This is a genomic window from Paractinoplanes toevensis, assembly GCF_018332695.1.
Taxonomy (GTDB): Bacteria; Actinomycetota; Actinomycetes; order Mycobacteriales; family Micromonosporaceae; genus Actinoplanes; species Actinoplanes toevensis.
Window position 1 is genome coordinate 80,368 of record NZ_BOQN01000015.1, and the last position, 16,093, is coordinate 96,460.

Genomic DNA, 16,093 nt, shown 5'->3' on the forward strand with positions numbered 1-16,093 from the left:
GTCAGCTGTCCGTCCGCAGCTCGGACAGAGCCTCCTCGAGACCGTCCGGCTTGACGAGCACATCGCGGGCCTTGCTGCCCTCGGACGGCCCGACGATGCCGCGGTTCTCCATCAGGTCCATCAGCCGGCCGGCCTTCGCGAAGCCGACCCGCAGCTTGCGTTGAAGCATCGACGTCGAGCCGAACTGGCTGGTCACGACCAGCTCGATGGCCTGCATCAGCACCTCGAGGTCGTCGCCGATCTCCTCGTCGATCTGCTTCTTCTTGCTCGGCGGGGCGTCGGTGACGCCCTCGCGGAACTCCGGCTCGCGCTGATCCCGGCAGAACTTGACGATGTCCGCGATCTCTTTCTCGTCCACCCAGGCGCCCTGGATCCGGGTCGGCTTCGAGGCGCCCATCGGGAGGAAGAGACCGTCACCGCGGCCGAGCAGTTTCTCCGCACCGGGCTGGTCGAGGATGACCCGCGAGTCGGCCAGCGAGGAGGTGGCGAACGCGAGCCGGGACGGCACGTTGGCCTTGATCAGGCCGGTGACCACGTCGACCGAGGGGCGCTGGGTGGCCAGCACCAGGTGGATGCCGGCGGCCCGGGCGAGCTGGGTGATCCGGACGACCGAGTCCTCCACGTCGCGCGGCGCCACCATCATCAGGTCGGCCAACTCGTCGACGATCACCAGCAGGTAGGGGTACGGCTTGATCTCCCGCTCGCTGCCCGGCGGCGCGACGATCTCGCCGCTGCGGACCTTGCGGTTGAAGTCGTCGATGTGCCGGACCCCGTTGGCGGCGAGGTCGTCGTAGCGCATGTCCATCTCGCTGACCACCCATTCGAGGGCGTCGGCGGCCTTCTTCGGGTTGGTGACGATCGGCGTGACGAGGTGCGGGATGCCCTCGTACGCGGTCATCTCCACCCGCTTCGGGTCGACCAGCAGCAGGCGCACCTCGTCGGGGGTGGCCCGGGTCAGGATGGACACCAGCAGCGAGTTGAGGCAGGAGCTCTTGCCCGCGCCGGTGGCGCCGGCGATCAGGATGTGCGGCATCTTGGCCAGGTTGGCCACCACGAAGCCGCCCTCGATGTCCTTGCCGAGCGCGACCACCATCGGGTGGTGGTTGGTGGTGGCCGCCCGCGACCGGAGCACGTCGCCGAGCGAGACGTTCTCCGGGTCGGTGTTGGGGATCTCGACGCCGACCGCGCTCTTGCCCGGGATGGGGCTGAGGATGCGCACGTCCGGCGACTTCACCGAGTACGCGATGTTGCGGGAGAGCTGGGTGATCCGCTCGACCTTGACGCCCGGACCGACCTCGACCTCGTATCGGGTGACGGTCGGGCCGCGGGTGAAACCGGTGACCACGGCATCGACGTTGAACTGCTCGAACACCCCGGTGAGGGCGGCCATGATCTCGTCGTTGGCGCGACTGCGGGCCTTGGCCGGCGGACCGGTGGCGAGCAGGGTCGGCGGCGGCAGCCGGTAGTCGCCGGCCACCGCGGAGATCTCCAGCTGCTCGGCCCGGGTGGGCGGCGCCGGCGTGTGCTCCGGTGGGCTGGGCGGCTTCTTGCGGCTGGCCGGCACCTTGGGCACCGGGACGACGTCGTGCAGGATGTCGTCGTCCTCGGACGGTTCCTCCGGCGCGAGACCGATGTCGGCGAGCGAGCCCTGCCGGCGGCGCGCCGGTCGCCGGGCCGGGGCGGGCTCGTCGTCCAGCTCGAGATCGTCCTCGTCCAGCGGCGGCAGCGGCGCGCGCTCGGTCGACCGGCCGGTCAGCACGTCGACCAGCAGCATCAGCCGCTCGGGAATCCGGTTGATCGGCGTCGCGGTGATCACCAGAAGACCGAAGACGAAGAGCAACACCAGCAGCGGTACGGCCACCCAGCCGGTCACCGCGCTCTCCAGCAGCCCGCCGATGCCGTAACCGAGCAGGCCGCCCGCCCGGTCCATGTCGAGGTCGTCCCGGGGGTGCTGGGCGATGTGCAGCAGCGCCGCGGTGGCCAGGATGATCGCGCTCCAGCCGACCACACTGCGGCCGCGATGCTCGGGATCGGCCGGTTTGCGCATCAGCCGCACCGAGCCGTAGAGCAACAGCAGCGGCAGCAGCACCGCGAGCCCGCCGAAGAACAGTCGCACCGCGTCGGCCAGCCATTTGCCGACCGGCCCGGCGCTGCCCACCCACACCGCGACGCCGATCAGGATCGCCAGGCCGAGCATGAGCAGCCCGGCTCCGTCGCGGCGGTGCTCGGGGTCGATCTCCTTGGCCGAGGCGGCCTGCTTGCCGACGCCACGGGCCACCCAGCCGACGCTGTGCGCCACGCCCATCCACAGCGCGCCGAGGCCCCGGCCGACGCCGGTGGCGACGGCGGAACCCATCGAGGGACGCGCGCGACTGGCGGTGGGGCGGGCTCGGGGGCGAGCTGCGGGCTTCTTACGGGCCGGTTGCCGGGCACGCGTCGTCGCGGCACCGCGCGACGTGGCACGGCCCCGGCTCGCCGGAGGAGTTCGGCCCGCCATGGTCTACACCGTAGCGTCGATACGCACAGCTAACGTGAAGGCGCGCGGCACCCTCTTTTCCGGCCGCGGCGGCCTAGGATCGCTCCCGTGCAGGCTTTGACCCACGAAATGATCAAGTCGGTGCTGGACGCCCGCGGGTTCTCGTTCATGGTCGATGCCGACGGCGACGTGGTCGGCAACTTCCAGGGCAACCTGGTCTATTTCTTCCAGATCGGCGAACAGCGCGAGATGTTGCAGGTCCGCGCGATGGTGCAGCACGTCTTCGGGATGGAGGACGTGACCCGGCTCTACGAGTTCTGCAACGCGTGGAACCACGACCGGCTCTGGCCGAAGGCGTACGTGCACATTCAGGACGACGGCACGGTCAACGTGATCGGGGAGGTGGTCGCCGACTGGGAGAAAGGCGTCAGTCTCGAGCAGCTCGATCAGGTGATGATCTGCGGGATCGCGACGGGCTGTCAGCTCGCCGACGCCGTCGCAGTGCTACGGCAAGACCGGCCCACGAACTGAGGATGATCAGGGCGACCACGAGCCGCGCGGCCGCCTCGTGCCCCACCGGGTAGAAAACGCCCGCTACGTGGTTGTCGAGAAAACCGCCGACGTGCGCCGGCCGGCCGGCTCGGTGCCGGGCCTGGTCCTCGACCCAGGTGAGCGGGCAGGGCAGGCTCGCGGCCACCACCAGCACGAGCCAGGTGGCCGCGGCGACCTGCGCCCCGATCAGCCACGGCCATCGCCACGCGGCGAAGCCGCCGAGTATGCCCAGGGCCAGGAACGCGAAGTGCGCGACCACAGCGGCGTACGCGACGGCTTCCCACATGAGTTCACGGTACGGCGGCTGTCACCCCCGGCAGGTGGGGCGACAGCCGCCGTATCCGTTACGGGGCGCTGAACCCCAGGGTGTACGAGCCGGAGCCGGAGGTAGCCACGACCACGTACCGGTAGGTGCCGGAGCGCACGTTCACGCTCAGCGTCTTGTCTCCGTCGCCGCTGGCCTGCGCGACGTTACGGAAGCCGCGGTTGGTCAACCGCTGCAGGACCAGGTCGAAGTCGGTGCCGTCGGGTGCGTCCAGGCAGGCCGTCTGCCGGCCGGCGTTGGCCCGGTAGGCGCCGCCGTTCGGCTGGGCCTGCGCGGCCCCGGCCGCGATGTCGCCGGTCCGCTGCACCTGCTGGCCATCGCACGCGGTGGCCGACTCGGTCGGCTCGGTGGCCGGCGGGGCCGAAGCGTCGCCGCCGCCCCCACCGGAAGTGACCAGGGTCAGGTCGTTGGTCGCCAGGATCTCGTTGACCGGCTGGAAGAAGGTCTCGCCGCCGACCGTGCAGTCGCCGGAGCCACCGGAGGTGACGCCCTGCGCCTGGTCGCCGGAGAGCCACGGGCCGCCCGAGTCGCCGCCCTCGGCGCAGACGTTGGTCCGGGTGAGGCCGGTGACCTGCCCCTCCGGGTAGACCACGGTCTGGTTCTTGGCGAGGATCGTGCCGCAGAAGGTGCCGGTGGTGGAGCCGGAACGGCACACCGCCGCACCGACCGGGGCCTCGGTGCTGCCGGCCACCGGCAGCTCATTACCGTCGAAGTCGTTGACCACGGCGCGCGGCGTGAAGCCGGCGCCGACCTCGACGAATCCCATGTCGGCGTTGCCCGGGAAGACCGAGGCGGCCACGGTGCCCTGGGCCGTGCCCTGAGCGTTGGCGAAGGTCTTGTCGCCGACCGCGCCGCAGTGACCGGCGGTCACGAATCCGCCCTCCACCGAGAAGCCGATCGAGCACCGGGCGGTACCGCCCTCGACGGCGATGAAGTAGGCGTCAGCGCCGCGGATGTCGGCCAGCGTCTTCGGCGAAGCCTTGCTGGTGGTGACCGTGACGGCGTCGCTCGCGAGGCCGGCCGACCTGGCGAGTTTCTTCGCCTCGGTCGCCGCACCGGGCTTCGCCACGACGACCACCTTGTTGGTGGCCACGTCGACGTACCAGCTGGTGAGGCCGGTCGCGTCGGACAGCGCCGCGTCCAGCTTCTCCTTGGCCGTCACGAGCGTCTGCTCGCTGCGCTTGACCAGCACCGGTACAGCTCCGGCTTTCCGTACGGCGGCTTCGGCGTCCGGGTCGGTCACCGCGATCTTCAGCGTGGTCCCGTCGGTCGCCAGCCACGCCCCGCCGAAGTCGGAGCCGGTCTCGGCGGCAAGCCGCGCCGAAACCCCGCTCGCCCACTCCGAACGCTTGAGGCGTGCTGTCGCCTGGTCGCCGTCCAGACCGAGGTCCCGGGCCATGGCCGCAAGAATCTGCGGGGCCACATCGGACTTCGTGGAGGCGCCCTGGCCGGCAGTCGGCGTGGTGCCGGCCATGGAGGGCAGGGTGAAAGCCACTGCCGCTCCGGCCGCCGCCACGACCGCCGCCGCCACGGCGATCCTGCTGCGCTGCATCTTGAGGTACTCCCCTCGCCACGGGTGCCGTGGGGGCGGCACCGTGACCAGAGGTACGCAGGAGGATCGCCGAAGGTTGAAATTGGTTGCTGTGAATCAGACTTCTACGACAGTTGGCACGATCATCGGCCGGCGCCGGTAGGCGTCGTTGACCCACCGGCCGACCGTGCGCCGCACCACCTGCTGCAGCTGGTGCGTGTCGGTGATGCCGTCCTCGGCCGAGCGGTGCAGGGCCGCGGTGAGCAGCGGGATCACCGGATTGAACGCGTCCGGGTCCTCACTGAAGCCCTTGGCCGAGATGCTCGGTTCGCCGACCACCTTGCCGGTCACCGAGTCGATCACCACGGTGGCCGAGATGAAGCCGCCGTCGCCGAGGATGCGCCGCTCGGTGAGCAGCGACTCGCTGACGTCACCGACCGCGAGGCCGTCCACGTACACGTACCGGTTCTGCACCCGGCCCACGTGCCGTGCGTGCCCCTCGACCAGGTCGACCACGTCGCCGTCCTCGCAGAGGACCACCCGATCGGGCGCGACGCCCGACTCGATGCCCAGCTGGGCGTGTGCGCGCAGATGCCGCCACTCGCCGTGCACCGGCATCAGGTTGCTCGGGCGCACCACGTTGAGCAGGAAGAGCAGTTCGCCGGCCGGGGCGTGACCGGAGACGTGCACCTTGGCCGTCTCCTTGTGCACGACGGTGGCACCGGCCCGGGACAACCGGTTGATCACCCGGTAGACCGAGGTCTCGTTGCCCGGGACCAGCGAGCTGGCCAGCACCACGGTGTCGCCCGGGGTGATGGTGATGTGCCGGTGGTCGCCGGTCGCCATCCGGCCGAGTGCGCTCATCGGCTCGCCCTGCGACCCGGTCGACATGAAGACGATCTCGTCGGCCGGCATGTTGGTGGCCTCGTCCAGGCTGACCAGCAGGCCGTCCGGCACGTTCAGCAGGCCGAGGTCGCGGGCGATGCCCATGTTGCGGACCATCGAGCGGCCGATCAGGGCGACCTTGCGGTCGTACTCCCAGGCGGCGTCGAACACCTGCTGCACCCGGTGCACGTGCGAGGCGAAGCTGGCCACGATGATCCGGCCCTGGGCCTTGCCGAAGATGCGGCTGAGCACCGGGCCGATGTCGCGCTCGGGGGCCACGAAACCGGGCACCTCGGCGTTGGTCGAGTCGGACAGCAGCAGGTCGACGCCCTCCGAGCCGAGCCGGGCGAAGCCGGCCAGGTCGGTGATGCGGCCGTCCAGCGGCACCTGGTCCATCTTGAAATCGCCGGTGTGCAGCACCAGACCGGCCGGGGTGCGCACGGCGACCGCCAGCGCGTCCGGAATCGAGTGGTTGACCGCGAAGAACTCGCAGTCGAACGGGCCGAGCCGCTCGCTGCCACCCTCCCGCACGGTCAACGTGTACGGGTCCAGGCGGCGCTCGGCCAGCTTGGCCTCGACCAGCGCGAGGGTGAACTCGGAGCCGACCAGCGGGATGTCCGCCTTGTGGGCCAGGAGATAGGGCACGGCACCGATATGGTCCTCGTGGCCGTGGGTGAGCACGATCGCCTGGATGTCATCGAGGCGATCGAGGATCGGGGTGAAGTCGGGCAGGATCAGGTCGACGCCCGGCTGTTCGACGTCGGGGAAAAGCACCCCGCAGTCGATGATCAGCAGCTTGCCGTCGAACTCGAGCACGGTCATGTTGCGGCCGATGGCACCGAGCCCACCGAGCGGGGTGACGCGCAGGGCGCCTTCCGGCAGCGGCGGCGGCGGTTCCAGCTCCACGTGAGCTTGACTCATTTGCGTCTTTCTTTTATCAGAGGACAATTCCGGCTTCAGCGGAGTCCTCGCGCAGTTGGTTCAGTTCTTCGTCGCTCGCGTCGACCAGCGGCGACCGGACCGGGCCCGCAGGTAGTCCCTTCGCCCGCAGACCGGCCTTCACCAGCATGGTGCCGGGCGACCGGAAGATGCCGGTGAACAGCGGCAAAGCCTGCCGATGCAGGTGGAGAGCGGCGGCGACATCGCCCCGCTCGTAGGCCTCGATCATGTCCTTGGCGATCGGGCCGGTGAAATGGGTGGAGGTGCCGACCAGGCCGACCCCGCCGATCGAGAGCAGCGGCAGCGTGGCCGCGTCGTCGCCGGAGTAGTAGGCCAGGTCGGTGCGGGTGGTCACCCACGAGGAGGCGATCAGGTCACCCTTGGCGTCCTTGACCGCGACGATCCGGTCGTGCTCCGCGATCCGGCACATGGTCTCGGTGGCGATCGCCGTGCCGGCCCGGTGCGGGATGTCGTAGACCATGATCGGCAGCCCGACCGAGTCGGCGACGGTGAGGAAGTGCCTCGCGACGCCGGCCTGCGGCGGCTTGTTGTAGTAAGGCGTCACGACCAGCAGGCCGTGTGCTCCCGCTTTCTCGGCCGCGTGCGCGAGCTCCACCGTGTGGGCCGTGTTGTTGGTGCCCACGCCGGCCACCACCCGGGCCCGGTCGCCGACCGCCTCGACCACCGCGCGGAGCAGCGTGTCCTTCTCCGCGTCGGAGGTGGTGGGCGACTCACCGGTGGTTCCCGAGATCACGAGCGCGTCGTTGCGCTGCTCGTCGACGAGATAGGTGGCCAATTTCGCCGCGCCCTCGACGTCGAGGGAGCCGTCCGGCGCGAACGGGGTGACCATGGCGGTCAACAGCCGTCCGAAGGGTCGCGGGTCGTGCGTCATACCCCACAACCTATCGGACGCCCCGCTCAGACGTAGAAAGCGGTGAACGGGGCCCAGGGCAGGTTACGCAGCACACTCCAGACACCCCAGATCGCAACGAATGCGATCATCGCGCCCGGACCCACGGTGAGCTGCGGCAGCTTCCAGTTGAACAACCGCTTGCCGGCCCATGCGACGTACATGTAGAGCAGGAACGGCACCGCGAACGTGAAGATCAGGTGGTGCCGGGCGGCGGCGGGGATGTCGCCATGCAGCAGATACCACGCCGCTCGGGTGCCGCCGCAGCCCGGGCAGACGAAGCCGGTGGTGTATTTCAGCAGGCAGGTGGGTGCGTCACCGGCGGCGGCCTCGGCCGGGTGGGTGGCCAGCGTGTAACCCACGGCGCCGCCCATGCAGGCGAGCAGGGCGACCGGGGCGGCCCAGATCGGCGATCGGGTCCAGACGCGCTGCACGAAACGGGTCACCGGGTCCGGGCGGGGCGGTGCATACCACTCCGGGGGCAGCGGCGGGCCTTCCACAACCATGGCCGTCACGGTACACCGGCGAGGGCACTGGCCAGCGGGCCCGCGAAGTCACCCCGCTCGGGCATCTCCACCGCCGTCAGGCCGAGCCAACCGGCCAGCCGGTGCAGCTCGACGGCGAGCGCCTCGGCCGTCTCGTCGGCCGACGCGCCGGGCTCGAGCCAGGCCGCCGGGATGCGCAGCACCCCGGCCTTGCGGTCGGCCTTGAGATCGACCCGGGCCACGAACCGGTCGCCCAGCAGGAACGGCAGAACGTAGTAGCCGTAGAGGCGCTGCGCGGCCGGCACGTAGATCTCGATGCGGTAGCTGAGGTCGAACAGCCGCTCGGTGCGTTCTCGCTCCCAGATCAGCGGGTCGAACGGGCTGACCAGGGTGGCCGCCCGCACCCAGCGGGGCAGTTTCACCTCGTGGTGCAGATAGGCCGGCTGCCGCCACCCGCGCACGGTGACCGGGGTGAGCACCTTGTCTTCGACCAGCTCGGCGACGGCCTGCTTGAAGCCCTCGACCGGAAGCCGGAAGTAATCGCGCAGCTCCCGCTCGGCGGCCACCCCGAGCGCCCGGGCCGACAGGCCCACCAGCGCCCGGATCGCATCCGGATAGGCCGGGGTCGGCGCGTCGAGCACCGCGGCCGGCAGCACCCGCTCGGGCAGGTCGTAACGGCGGGCGAACGACGTCGTACGCTCGGCCGCGGTCACCTGGCCGCTGAAGAAGAGCCACTCCAGCGCCTGTTTCACCACCGACCAGTTCCACCCCCAGTTGTCCTTGTTACGCGGGGTGTCGTGCTCGAGCTCGGCCGCCGTGATCGGGCCACGGCCGCGCACCTCGTCGAGCACCCAGGCGACCAGCTCGGGTTGCTCCCGCACGATGCGCACCATGCCACCCCAGGCGAAATCGGCGGCCCGGGCCATCCGCCATCGGAACAGCGGCTGCAGGTCGGTGGTGATCAGCGACGCCTCGTGCCCCCAGAACTCGAACAGCTCCCGGGGTTTTCGGTAGGCCGCCCGGTCGAGCAGCTCGACCGGATAGGGGCCGAGCCGGCTGTAGAGCGGCATGAAGTGGGCGCGCTGCAGCACATTGACCGAATCCATCTGGATCAGGTGCAGCCGGCGCAGCACGCGGCGCAGGTGGCGCATGTCGGTGGCGCCGCCCGGTCGCGGGTCGGCGAAGCCCTGGGCCGCCAGCGCGATGCGGCGGGCCTGAGCGACGGAGAGCTCTTCGAACGTCATCGACGAGCACGCTAGAGCAGGGGTACGACAAAATCGCGGCATGACGATCCGCCCGATCACCGAGGCCGACTACGGCGCGGTCGGTGAAGTGCACGTACGCACCTGGCAGGTGGGTTATGCGGGCATCATTCCCGCCGACTACCTGGCCGCCCTCGATCCGGCTGTGAGCGCCGAGCGCCGCCGCACCGAACCGCGGCCGCCGGGAGCGCACACCCTGGTCGCCGAGGAGGACGGCCGCATCGTCGGCTTCGTCAGTTTCGGTCCCGATCGCACCGATCCGAGGATCGGCGAGCTCTACGCCATCTATGTCTTGCCCGATCAATGGGGATGCGGGACCGGACGCCAATTGCTCACCGCGGCGAAGGAGACCCTGAAGGCAAGCGGTTACCCGGAAATGCGCCTGTGGGTGCTTGCCGAGAATGATCGCGCCCGCCAATTCTACGAACGGATGGATCTAGCGCCGGACGGTGCCACCGACACGTACACCCCGCGCGGGACTGAGGCACAACTGCCCGAGTTGCGGTACACAACCTCTCTGTAGGCTCGCCGTCATGGCACTCGGCTTCGTCCGTCCGGCGCGTCCGGAAGACTCCGGCGACATCGCCCGCATCCAGCTCTCCACCTGGCGAACCGCGTACCGGCGGATGTTCCCCGCGCACATCCTGGCCAACCTGGACGAGGCCTACCTGGCGCGCGGCTGGGACGAGGCGATCCAGTCACCCCCGTCCTCCCGGCACCGCGTGCTGATCGCCGTCGAGCAGGGCGAAAGCTCCAACGAGGTGGTCGGTTTCGCCGCCTCCGGCCCGGCCGACGAGCAGGCGCTGGCCCCCGAGGAGCCGGCGCTGCCGATCACCTACGCCGCCGTGACCGACCTGCTGGTCGAGCCGCGCTGGGGCCGGCGGGGCCACGGCAGCCGCCTGCTCTCGGCCTCGGTCGACCTCTGGCGGGAGGACGGTTTCAGCCACGCCGTCGCCTGGCTCTACGAGCAGGACCAGGCGATGCACAAATTCCTGAGCACGGCCGGCTGGGAACCCGACGGTGCCGGCCGCGCCCTCGACGTGGACGACATGCTCGTCCCCCAACTGCGTTACCACGTGTCGCTGAGCGCAGAATAGAAAACGTGACCCCGACCTTCGTCTATGACGGCGACTGCGCTTTCTGCACCACCTGCGCCGAGTTCATCGAACGCCGCATTCCCACCCACGCCAGGGTGATCCCGTGGCAGTTCGCCGACCTCGACGGCCTGGGCCTGACGCAGGAAGAGTGCGAGGAAGCCGTGCAGTGGGTCGCCGCCGACGGCGCGACCGCCGCCGGCCCCGACGCCATCGCGCTGCTGCTGCGCGATGCGGGCCGGGCCTGGCAACTGGCCGGCGGCGCACTCCAGCTGGGCCCGGTCCGCCTGGCGGCCTGGCCGGCCTACCGCTGGGTCGCCGACCACCGCCACCTGCTGCCGGGCGGAACGGCGGCCTGTTCGCTACCGCAAGCTCAGCGGGACCTGCTCTTCGGAAACCAGAACTAGAAGTACGCGCATCGGGAAGTCCCCGATTCCCGGTCCAGCCGGGTGCAACTCACCCTCCGTGCACCACCGCCGGGCGGTGTTTGCCCGGAAAATCAGGCGTCGGTCGTGGACGCGGTGGCTTCCTGTGGCTCCACCTGAGCCAGGCGAGCGCGCAGCGCGGCGGTGGCCGCTCGATAGGAGTCCGTGCCCAGCACCAGCCGCAGCGGGGCGGGTTCGAGGTCCACGCTCTCGATGACCCGGGCCATCATCTTCGCCGGGTCCCCCACGATCGGGACCCGACCGTCCCTGATCCCGCGCACGAACGCGGCCGGCGTCCCGTCGTACGCGGCCAGCGGCGCACCGAGCTGCAGGCTGCCGCCGGCGAACGCGGTCCGCGCCCCACCCGGCTCCACGATCGTCACCCCGATACCGAACGGCGCCACCTCGGCCGCGAGGGCCTCCATGAACCCTTCGACGCCCCACTTCGTCGCGTGGTAGAGCGACCCGCCCGGGAAGGCGGCCAGCCCGGCCACCGAGGAAAGCTGGATCAGCCGGCCACCGCCCTGCGCCCGCAGGTGCGGCAGCGCGGCCCGGACCGTCCGGATCGCCCCCACCAGGTTCGTCGCGATCTGGTGCTGGACCTGCTCGTCGGTGAACTCCTCGGCCGCACCCATCAGCCCGTAGCCGGCGTTGACCACCACCACGTCGATCCGGCCGAGCTCGGCGAAGGCGGCGTCCACCACGGTGCGGATCCGGGCCGGGTCGGTGACGTCGAGGTGACCGACCCAGAAGCGGTCGCCGTACTTGTCGGCAAGATCGCCGACCGAGCCCTCCCGCCGGACCGTGCCGGCCACCCGGTCGCCGCGATCCAGCAGTTGAGCCGCCAGCTCCCGCCCGAAGCCGCTGTTGACGCCGGTGATGAACCAGGTTCGAGTTGTCATGCCGACGATCTTCCGAGGCCCGGCGCCGGGGCGGGAGTTCCCCGTCGTTACGGGTAGTGACAGGGACCCCGCACCGATCCGGACCGCGACCTACCGTGGTGACCATGGACAACGCCCTCGGGGACTTCCTGCGCGCACGGCGTGAGCTGGTCACGCCGGCCGAGGTGGGCCTGCCGCCCGGGACCGGCCTGCGCCGGGTGCCCGGACTGCGCCGCGAGGAGGTGGCGATGCTGGCCGGCATCAGCGCCGAGTACTACCTGCGACTGGAGAAGGGCCGCGACCGCAACCCGTCGGCCCAGGTGATCGACGCACTGGCCGGGGTGCTCCAGCTCGACGCCGAGGGCACGGCCTACCTGATGGCGCTGGCCACGCCCCGATCCCGCCGCCGGGACGGCCGCCGCGAGCCCCGGGTCCCGGCGAGCCTCGAGGTGCTGCTCCGGACGATCAACGTGCCGGCCGTGGTGTTCACCCGCTACTCCGACGTGCTGGCGGCGAACCCGCTGGCCCAGGCGCTGTCACCGGACATGAAACCCGGGGCGAACCGGCTGCGGGCACTGTTCACCGACGCGGCGATGCGGGACTACCACCCCAACTGGGAGCGGCACACCGCCGACGCGGTCGCCCACCTGCGGGCCCAGATCGGCACGGACGTCGAGGACGAACGCCTGCACGCGCTGATCGGCGAACTCTCCCTGAAGAGCGACCGCTTCCGCCGGCTGTGGGCGAGGCACGACGTGCGGACGGCCCAGGGCGGCCGGTTCCTGATCCGCCATCCCCGGGTCGGCGCACTGGAGCTGCTGATCGACAAGTTCGCCGTGGTAGGCGCGGACGGCCTGGAAATGCTGCTCCTGCACGCCGAGCCGAACACCCCATCGGCCGCGGGCCTGGCCACCCTGGCCGACCTGCTCCCAGCGGGCCCGGCGGAGCGGTGATCGGGGCCCCCTCCCGGCCTCGCCCGCCCGGGACGGCACTCAGGCCGCTCCCACCCAGCCCGCCGGACGGCAAGCCCGCTCCCACCCGGCCCGCCGGACGGCAAGCCCGCTCCCACCCGGCCCGCCGGACGGCACTCAGGCCGGTCTCGGCGGGCCTCGGCCGGTGGCAGGCCCGGCCGGCCGCACCCGACCGGGCCGTGGTCACGTTGCTGGCTCGCGCACCGGGCTCGGGGGAGGCGACGGGGTCGGGGCGCGACCGAGCCGGTGGCGGATCCAGACGATCGGGCGGACCTTCTCCAGCGACAGGAAGCTGGTCATCGCGACCAGGTGCGGCGCGAACGAGATGGTGATCATGGCGAACGTCATCAGGTGGAACGAGTAGAAGAACGCCACCGCCGCCCAGCGCCATCGCTGCGGCACCACGAAGATCAGCGGGCTGAGCAGCTCGAACGCGATGATGCCGAATTGCGCGACGATCAGCAGGCCGGGGACGACGGCGATCTGATCGGCCAACCAGGTGCCACGCCGGATGATCGCCTGGGCCAGCACCGCGCTGGTCGGCCAGTCCAGGCCGCCGAAGCGCAGTTTCGCCCAGGCGGCCAGGAAGTAGGTGCAGACGACCGCGATCTGGGTGACCCGCAGCGCCCAGCCGCCGGCCGAGGAGAGCGTCTTGTCCCCGTGCCGCGCCCGGCCGATCGTCGGCAGCACCGCGAGCGCCACGAGCAGCCCGACCCGGTCGTGGTCGACCTTGCCGTAGCTCATCGCGATGATCATCCACTCGAAGTAGAGCGCGAAGACCAGCCAGCCCAGGACCCGCGGTGCTCGCCCGGTCGCGGCGGCCAGCGCCAGCACGATCAGCGCCCAGAACACCGTATGCACGATCAGCGCGGTCGGCGTCGGCAGGTGCAGCAGGCGGCCGACCCGCAGCGGCTGGTAGAGCTCGCCGGGTGTGTTCGCGTGCGACCGCACCCACGGCGTGAAGATGACCAGGTCGGCGGCGACGAACAGGTAGACCAGCGTGCGGAACGCGGCGATCCGGCCCAGCGGCACCGGCGCGAAGAGCCACCTCATGGCCGCCTCCACTCGGCGATGACCTCGTCGCGCGAGGTGCCGGTCGGGCGGGCGTGCTTGATCCCGACCCACCGCACCACGATCCGCACCGACTTCAGCGGCGCCGCACCCGGCGAGTGCTCCTGGTAGGCCGCGGCGACCTCGGACAGGCGGGACGGCGCCGCGACGTACGCCCCTTCCTGGCCCTCGATCTCGGCCCGCCGGATGCCGGAGTTGCCCTCGGTGATCTGCACCGTGCGGCCCTGCTCGTCGGTGCCCTCGACCCGGGTGTCCTTGGCGTCGCCGTTCGGGTCGGGCCCGGTGGCATACATCCGGAACGGCCCGAACGGAAAGTCGTCATCCACCCCGAACAGGGTGCCGCCGAGCAGCAGCACCCCGCAGAGCAGGGTGGCCGCGACCCGGATCCACCGGCCGCGCACGGTCATCTCGTCCATCGCCCGACAACCTACCGGCTGCCGTCCAGGCAACTCAGCCTCGCTCTGCCCCCTCGTTCGCGTCGCGGACGAAGTAGCGCTGGAAGACCACGAAGATGATCGCTACCGGGATGGTGGCGAGCAGCGCCGCGCCCAGTTTGAGGGGATATTGGGTGCCGGCTCCGAGCGAGCCGCTGACCAGGTCGGCCAGGCCGCGCGGCAGGGTGAACAGCCCCGGGTCCTGCACCGAGACCAGCGTGTGCGGGAACTCGTTCCACGAGCCCTGGAACGACAGGATGGTCAGGGTGATCAGGGCCGGCCTGGCCGTCGGCAGCACCACCGACCAGAACGTGCGGAAGACTCCGGCGCCGTCGATGCGGGCCGCCTCCTCGACGCTGACCGGCACCGAGTCGAAGAACTGTTTCATGATGAAGATGCCGGCGGCGTCGGCGAGCAGCGGCACGATCAGCGCGGGATAGCTGTTGTACATCCCCAGTTGGTTGAGGACCAGGAACTTCGGGATGAGCAGCACCACCGGCGGCACCGCCATCAGGCCGATCAGCAGGACGAACAGTCCCCGCCGGCCGGGGAAGCGCAGCCGGGACAGGGCGTAACCGGCCATCGACCCGAACAGCACCCGGCCCACCGTGACGACCACGGTTACCAGCACCGAGTTGCCCAGCCACGTCGGGAACTGGGTGCCGTCGAAGATCCGTTCGAAGGACGACGTGTCGACCGGATGCGGGATCGGCGACAGCGGGTTCGCCGCGGCGTCCGCCTCGGTCTTGAACGAGTTCGCGATCTGGATCACGAACGGATAGAGAAAGACCAGGGAGAAGAAGATCAGGATCGCGTAGCCGAGGAAACGGCTGGTGAGCGTACGCATCAGGGCTTCCTCTCCCGGAGGATCCACCGTTGCAGCAGGGTGAGCAGCACGATGAACACGAACAGCACGAACGAGATCGCCGCGCCCGAGCCGTAGTCGAAGTCGCGGAACGCGGTGCGATAGGAGAGGTACGCCGGCGTCAGCGTGGTCTTGGCCGGGTTGCCCTGACTCATCACGTAGATCTGGTCGAAGACCTGCCAGGTCGAGATCAGCCCGAGGGTGAGCACCAGGAACGTGGTGGGCCGCAGCTGCGGCAGGGTGATGTGCCGGAACCGCTGCCACCGGTTCGCCCCGTCGATCATGCCGGCCTCGTCGAGCTGCACCGGAAGGTTTTGCAGGGCGGCCAGGAACATCAGCATGAACGTGCCGGACGTGGTCCACACGACCAGCGAGATGATCGCGCACATCGCCACGCTCGGCCCGGCGATCCAGTCCCACCAGGTCAGTCCGAGCAGGGAGTGATCCGTCATGAAGGCCGGCGCCGAGTCGCCGAGCACCAGGTGGAAGACGCCGCGGGGATCGTTGAACCACTGCGGCCCGTTGATGCCGAAGAACGACAGGACGTCGTTGATCGCGCCGGTGTTGGCGAACATGAACAGGAACACCACGCTGATCGCCACCGAGCTGGTCACCGACGGGAAGTAGAACGCCGTACGGAAAAAGCCTTTGCCCTTGAGCAGTCGGTTGTTGACCACGAGAGCCAGACCGAGGGCCAGCGCGGTCTGGATCGGCACCACGAACAGCACGTAGTAGCCGTTGTTCCGGATGCTGGTCATGAAGTCCTGGCGAACCAGGCCGTCGGAGGCGAACAACCGGGTGTAGTTGTCCGCCCCGGCGAACGGCACGCCGAAGGTGAACGGGCTGCCCTGCCCGTTCCACCGGGTCAGGCTCACCCAGAGCGCCATCAGGATCGGGAGCGCCATGAAGAGACCGAGGATGAGCAGGGCGGGGGTGACGAACAGCCACCCCGCGCCACGCTCGTTGCCGCGGATGCCGGACGCCATG

17 protein-coding genes are annotated in these 16,093 nt (G+C 70.3%); 5 read left to right on the plus strand and 12 right to left on the minus strand.

What is annotated here, in order from left to right; all coding sequences use genetic code 11:
* Position 1: 1 nt before the first annotated feature.
* Positions 2 to 2,497, minus strand: coding sequence for a DNA translocase FtsK (locus tag Ato02nite_RS06185; RefSeq protein ID WP_213005402.1), 2,496 nt, complete (start codon positions 2,495 to 2,497; stop codon positions 2 to 4).
* Between the two features lie 87 nt (positions 2,498 to 2,584).
* Between Ato02nite_RS06185 and Ato02nite_RS06190 the strand changes: the two genes are divergently transcribed.
* Positions 2,585 to 3,007, plus strand: coding sequence for a YbjN domain-containing protein (locus Ato02nite_RS06190; RefSeq protein ID WP_307853584.1), 423 nt, complete (start codon positions 2,585 to 2,587; stop codon positions 3,005 to 3,007).
* On the opposite strand, the gene Ato02nite_RS52945 is transcribed toward Ato02nite_RS06190, so the two are convergent.
* The 6 genes from Ato02nite_RS52945 to Ato02nite_RS06220 all read right to left on the minus strand — a co-directional run bounded on the left by Ato02nite_RS52945 (position 2,904) and on the right by Ato02nite_RS06220 (position 9,347).
* Positions 2,904 to 3,314, minus strand: a complete 411-nt coding sequence (locus Ato02nite_RS52945) for a DUF2784 domain-containing protein (protein WP_213005403.1) — start codon at positions 3,312 to 3,314, stop codon at positions 2,904 to 2,906. The two genes, Ato02nite_RS06190 and Ato02nite_RS52945, sit on opposite strands and share 104 nt — an antisense overlap.
* 58 nt (positions 3,315 to 3,372) lie before the next feature.
* Positions 3,373 to 4,905 carry a S1 family peptidase gene (locus Ato02nite_RS06200; RefSeq protein WP_213005404.1) on the minus strand — a complete coding sequence of 511 codons (1,533 nt, stop codon included), beginning with the start codon at positions 4,903 to 4,905 and terminating at the stop codon, positions 3,373 to 3,375.
* 96 nt (positions 4,906 to 5,001) lie between these two features.
* Complete coding sequence (locus tag Ato02nite_RS06205) at positions 5,002 to 6,690, minus strand: ribonuclease J (protein ID WP_213005405.1); 1,689 nt, start codon at positions 6,688 to 6,690, stop codon at positions 5,002 to 5,004.
* A 16-nt stretch (positions 6,691 to 6,706) separates the two neighbouring features.
* Positions 6,707 to 7,600, minus strand: coding sequence for a 4-hydroxy-tetrahydrodipicolinate synthase (gene dapA / locus Ato02nite_RS06210; RefSeq protein ID WP_213005406.1), 894 nt, complete (start codon positions 7,598 to 7,600; stop codon positions 6,707 to 6,709).
* A gap of 26 nt (positions 7,601 to 7,626) precedes the next feature.
* A complete protein-coding gene (locus Ato02nite_RS06215; protein WP_213005407.1) occupies positions 7,627 to 8,124 on the minus strand; it encodes a DUF2752 domain-containing protein in 498 nt (165 codons plus the stop codon).
* A gap of 5 nt (positions 8,125 to 8,129) precedes the next feature.
* Positions 8,130 to 9,347: a winged helix-turn-helix domain-containing protein gene (locus tag Ato02nite_RS06220; RefSeq protein ID WP_213005408.1), complete on the minus strand. Its 1,218-nt coding sequence runs from the start codon at positions 9,345 to 9,347 to the stop codon at positions 8,130 to 8,132.
* A 40-nt stretch (positions 9,348 to 9,387) separates the two neighbouring features.
* On the opposite strand from Ato02nite_RS06220, the gene Ato02nite_RS06225 reads away from it, so the two are divergent.
* Genes Ato02nite_RS06225 through Ato02nite_RS06235 form a run of 3 tightly spaced genes read left to right on the plus strand, consistent with a single transcriptional unit; the run spans position 9,388 to position 10,866 of the window.
* Positions 9,388 to 9,888, plus strand: coding sequence for a GNAT family N-acetyltransferase (locus tag Ato02nite_RS06225; protein ID WP_213005409.1), 501 nt, complete (start codon positions 9,388 to 9,390; stop codon positions 9,886 to 9,888).
* A gap of 10 nt (positions 9,889 to 9,898) precedes the next feature.
* Entirely contained in the window at positions 9,899 to 10,462 is a 564-nt protein-coding gene (locus tag Ato02nite_RS06230) for a GNAT family N-acetyltransferase (RefSeq protein WP_213005410.1), read from the plus strand.
* Positions 10,459 to 10,866: a thiol-disulfide oxidoreductase DCC family protein gene (locus Ato02nite_RS06235; protein WP_213005501.1), complete on the plus strand. Its 408-nt coding sequence runs from the start codon at positions 10,459 to 10,461 to the stop codon at positions 10,864 to 10,866. Before Ato02nite_RS06230 ends, Ato02nite_RS06235 begins: the two co-directional genes overlap by 4 nt.
* Before the next feature lie 92 nt (positions 10,867 to 10,958).
* Here the strand turns inward: Ato02nite_RS06235 and Ato02nite_RS06240 are convergent, their stop codons facing one another.
* Positions 10,959 to 11,786 carry an SDR family oxidoreductase gene (locus Ato02nite_RS06240; RefSeq protein WP_213005411.1) on the minus strand — a complete coding sequence of 276 codons (828 nt, stop codon included), beginning with the start codon at positions 11,784 to 11,786 and terminating at the stop codon, positions 10,959 to 10,961.
* 104 nt (positions 11,787 to 11,890) lie between these two features.
* On the opposite strand from Ato02nite_RS06240, the gene Ato02nite_RS06245 reads away from it, so the two are divergent.
* Positions 11,891 to 12,718: a helix-turn-helix domain-containing protein gene (locus tag Ato02nite_RS06245; protein ID WP_213005412.1), complete on the plus strand. Its 828-nt coding sequence runs from the start codon at positions 11,891 to 11,893 to the stop codon at positions 12,716 to 12,718.
* Between the two features lie 201 nt (positions 12,719 to 12,919).
* On the opposite strand, the gene Ato02nite_RS06250 is transcribed toward Ato02nite_RS06245, so the two are convergent.
* From Ato02nite_RS06250 to Ato02nite_RS06265, 4 genes are read right to left on the minus strand one after another with little or no spacing between them, the layout of a single operon-like run.
* Positions 12,920 to 13,789 carry an MFS transporter permease gene (locus Ato02nite_RS06250; protein WP_213005413.1) on the minus strand — a complete coding sequence of 290 codons (870 nt, stop codon included), beginning with the start codon at positions 13,787 to 13,789 and terminating at the stop codon, positions 12,920 to 12,922.
* A complete protein-coding gene (locus Ato02nite_RS06255; RefSeq protein WP_213005414.1) occupies positions 13,786 to 14,223 on the minus strand; it encodes a hypothetical protein in 438 nt (145 codons plus the stop codon). The genes Ato02nite_RS06250 and Ato02nite_RS06255 overlap by 4 nt, the downstream gene beginning before the upstream one ends.
* A gap of 34 nt (positions 14,224 to 14,257) precedes the next feature.
* Positions 14,258 to 15,088, minus strand: coding sequence for a carbohydrate ABC transporter permease (locus Ato02nite_RS06260; RefSeq protein WP_213005415.1), 831 nt, complete (start codon positions 15,086 to 15,088; stop codon positions 14,258 to 14,260).
* Positions 15,088 to 16,092 carry a carbohydrate ABC transporter permease gene (locus Ato02nite_RS06265; RefSeq protein ID WP_213005416.1) on the minus strand — a complete coding sequence of 335 codons (1,005 nt, stop codon included), beginning with the start codon at positions 16,090 to 16,092 and terminating at the stop codon, positions 15,088 to 15,090. Before Ato02nite_RS06265 ends, Ato02nite_RS06260 begins: the two co-directional genes overlap by 1 nt.
* Between the last annotated feature and the right edge of the window lies 1 nt (position 16,093).

What these genes read in the sequence shown, in the direction of transcription:
- Ato02nite_RS06185 (WP_213005402.1), bottom strand. Translation starts at nt 2,497, where the DNA reads ATGGCGGGCCGAACTCCTCCGGCGAGCCGGGGCCGTGCCACGTCGCGC.
- Ato02nite_RS52945 (WP_213005403.1), bottom strand. Translation starts at nt 3,314, where the DNA reads ATGTGGGAAGCCGTCGCGTACGCCGCTGTGGTCGCGCACTTCGCGTTC.
- Ato02nite_RS06200 (WP_213005404.1), bottom strand. Translation starts at nt 4,905, where the DNA reads ATGCAGCGCAGCAGGATCGCCGTGGCGGCGGCGGTCGTGGCGGCGGCC.
- Ato02nite_RS06205 (WP_213005405.1), bottom strand. Translation starts at nt 6,690, where the DNA reads ATGAGTCAAGCTCACGTGGAGCTGGAACCGCCGCCGCCGCTGCCGGAA.
- dapA (WP_213005406.1), bottom strand. Translation starts at nt 7,600, where the DNA reads ATGACGCACGACCCGCGACCCTTCGGACGGCTGTTGACCGCCATGGTC.
- Ato02nite_RS06215 (WP_213005407.1), bottom strand. Translation starts at nt 8,124, where the DNA reads ATGGTTGTGGAAGGCCCGCCGCTGCCCCCGGAGTGGTATGCACCGCCC.
- Ato02nite_RS06220 (WP_213005408.1), bottom strand. Translation starts at nt 9,347, where the DNA reads ATGACGTTCGAAGAGCTCTCCGTCGCTCAGGCCCGCCGCATCGCGCTG.
- Ato02nite_RS06225 (WP_213005409.1), top strand. Translation starts at nt 9,388, where the DNA reads ATGACGATCCGCCCGATCACCGAGGCCGACTACGGCGCGGTCGGTGAA.
- Ato02nite_RS06230 (WP_213005410.1), top strand. Translation starts at nt 9,899, where the DNA reads ATGGCACTCGGCTTCGTCCGTCCGGCGCGTCCGGAAGACTCCGGCGAC.
- Ato02nite_RS06240 (WP_213005411.1), bottom strand. Translation starts at nt 11,786, where the DNA reads ATGACAACTCGAACCTGGTTCATCACCGGCGTCAACAGCGGCTTCGGG.
- Ato02nite_RS06245 (WP_213005412.1), top strand. Translation starts at nt 11,891, where the DNA reads ATGGACAACGCCCTCGGGGACTTCCTGCGCGCACGGCGTGAGCTGGTC.
- Ato02nite_RS06250 (WP_213005413.1), bottom strand. Translation starts at nt 13,789, where the DNA reads ATGAGGTGGCTCTTCGCGCCGGTGCCGCTGGGCCGGATCGCCGCGTTC.
- Ato02nite_RS06255 (WP_213005414.1), bottom strand. Translation starts at nt 14,223, where the DNA reads ATGGACGAGATGACCGTGCGCGGCCGGTGGATCCGGGTCGCGGCCACC.
- Ato02nite_RS06260 (WP_213005415.1), bottom strand. Translation starts at nt 15,088, where the DNA reads ATGCGTACGCTCACCAGCCGTTTCCTCGGCTACGCGATCCTGATCTTC.
- Ato02nite_RS06265 (WP_213005416.1), bottom strand. Translation starts at nt 16,092, where the DNA reads ATGGCGTCCGGCATCCGCGGCAACGAGCGTGGCGCGGGGTGGCTGTTC.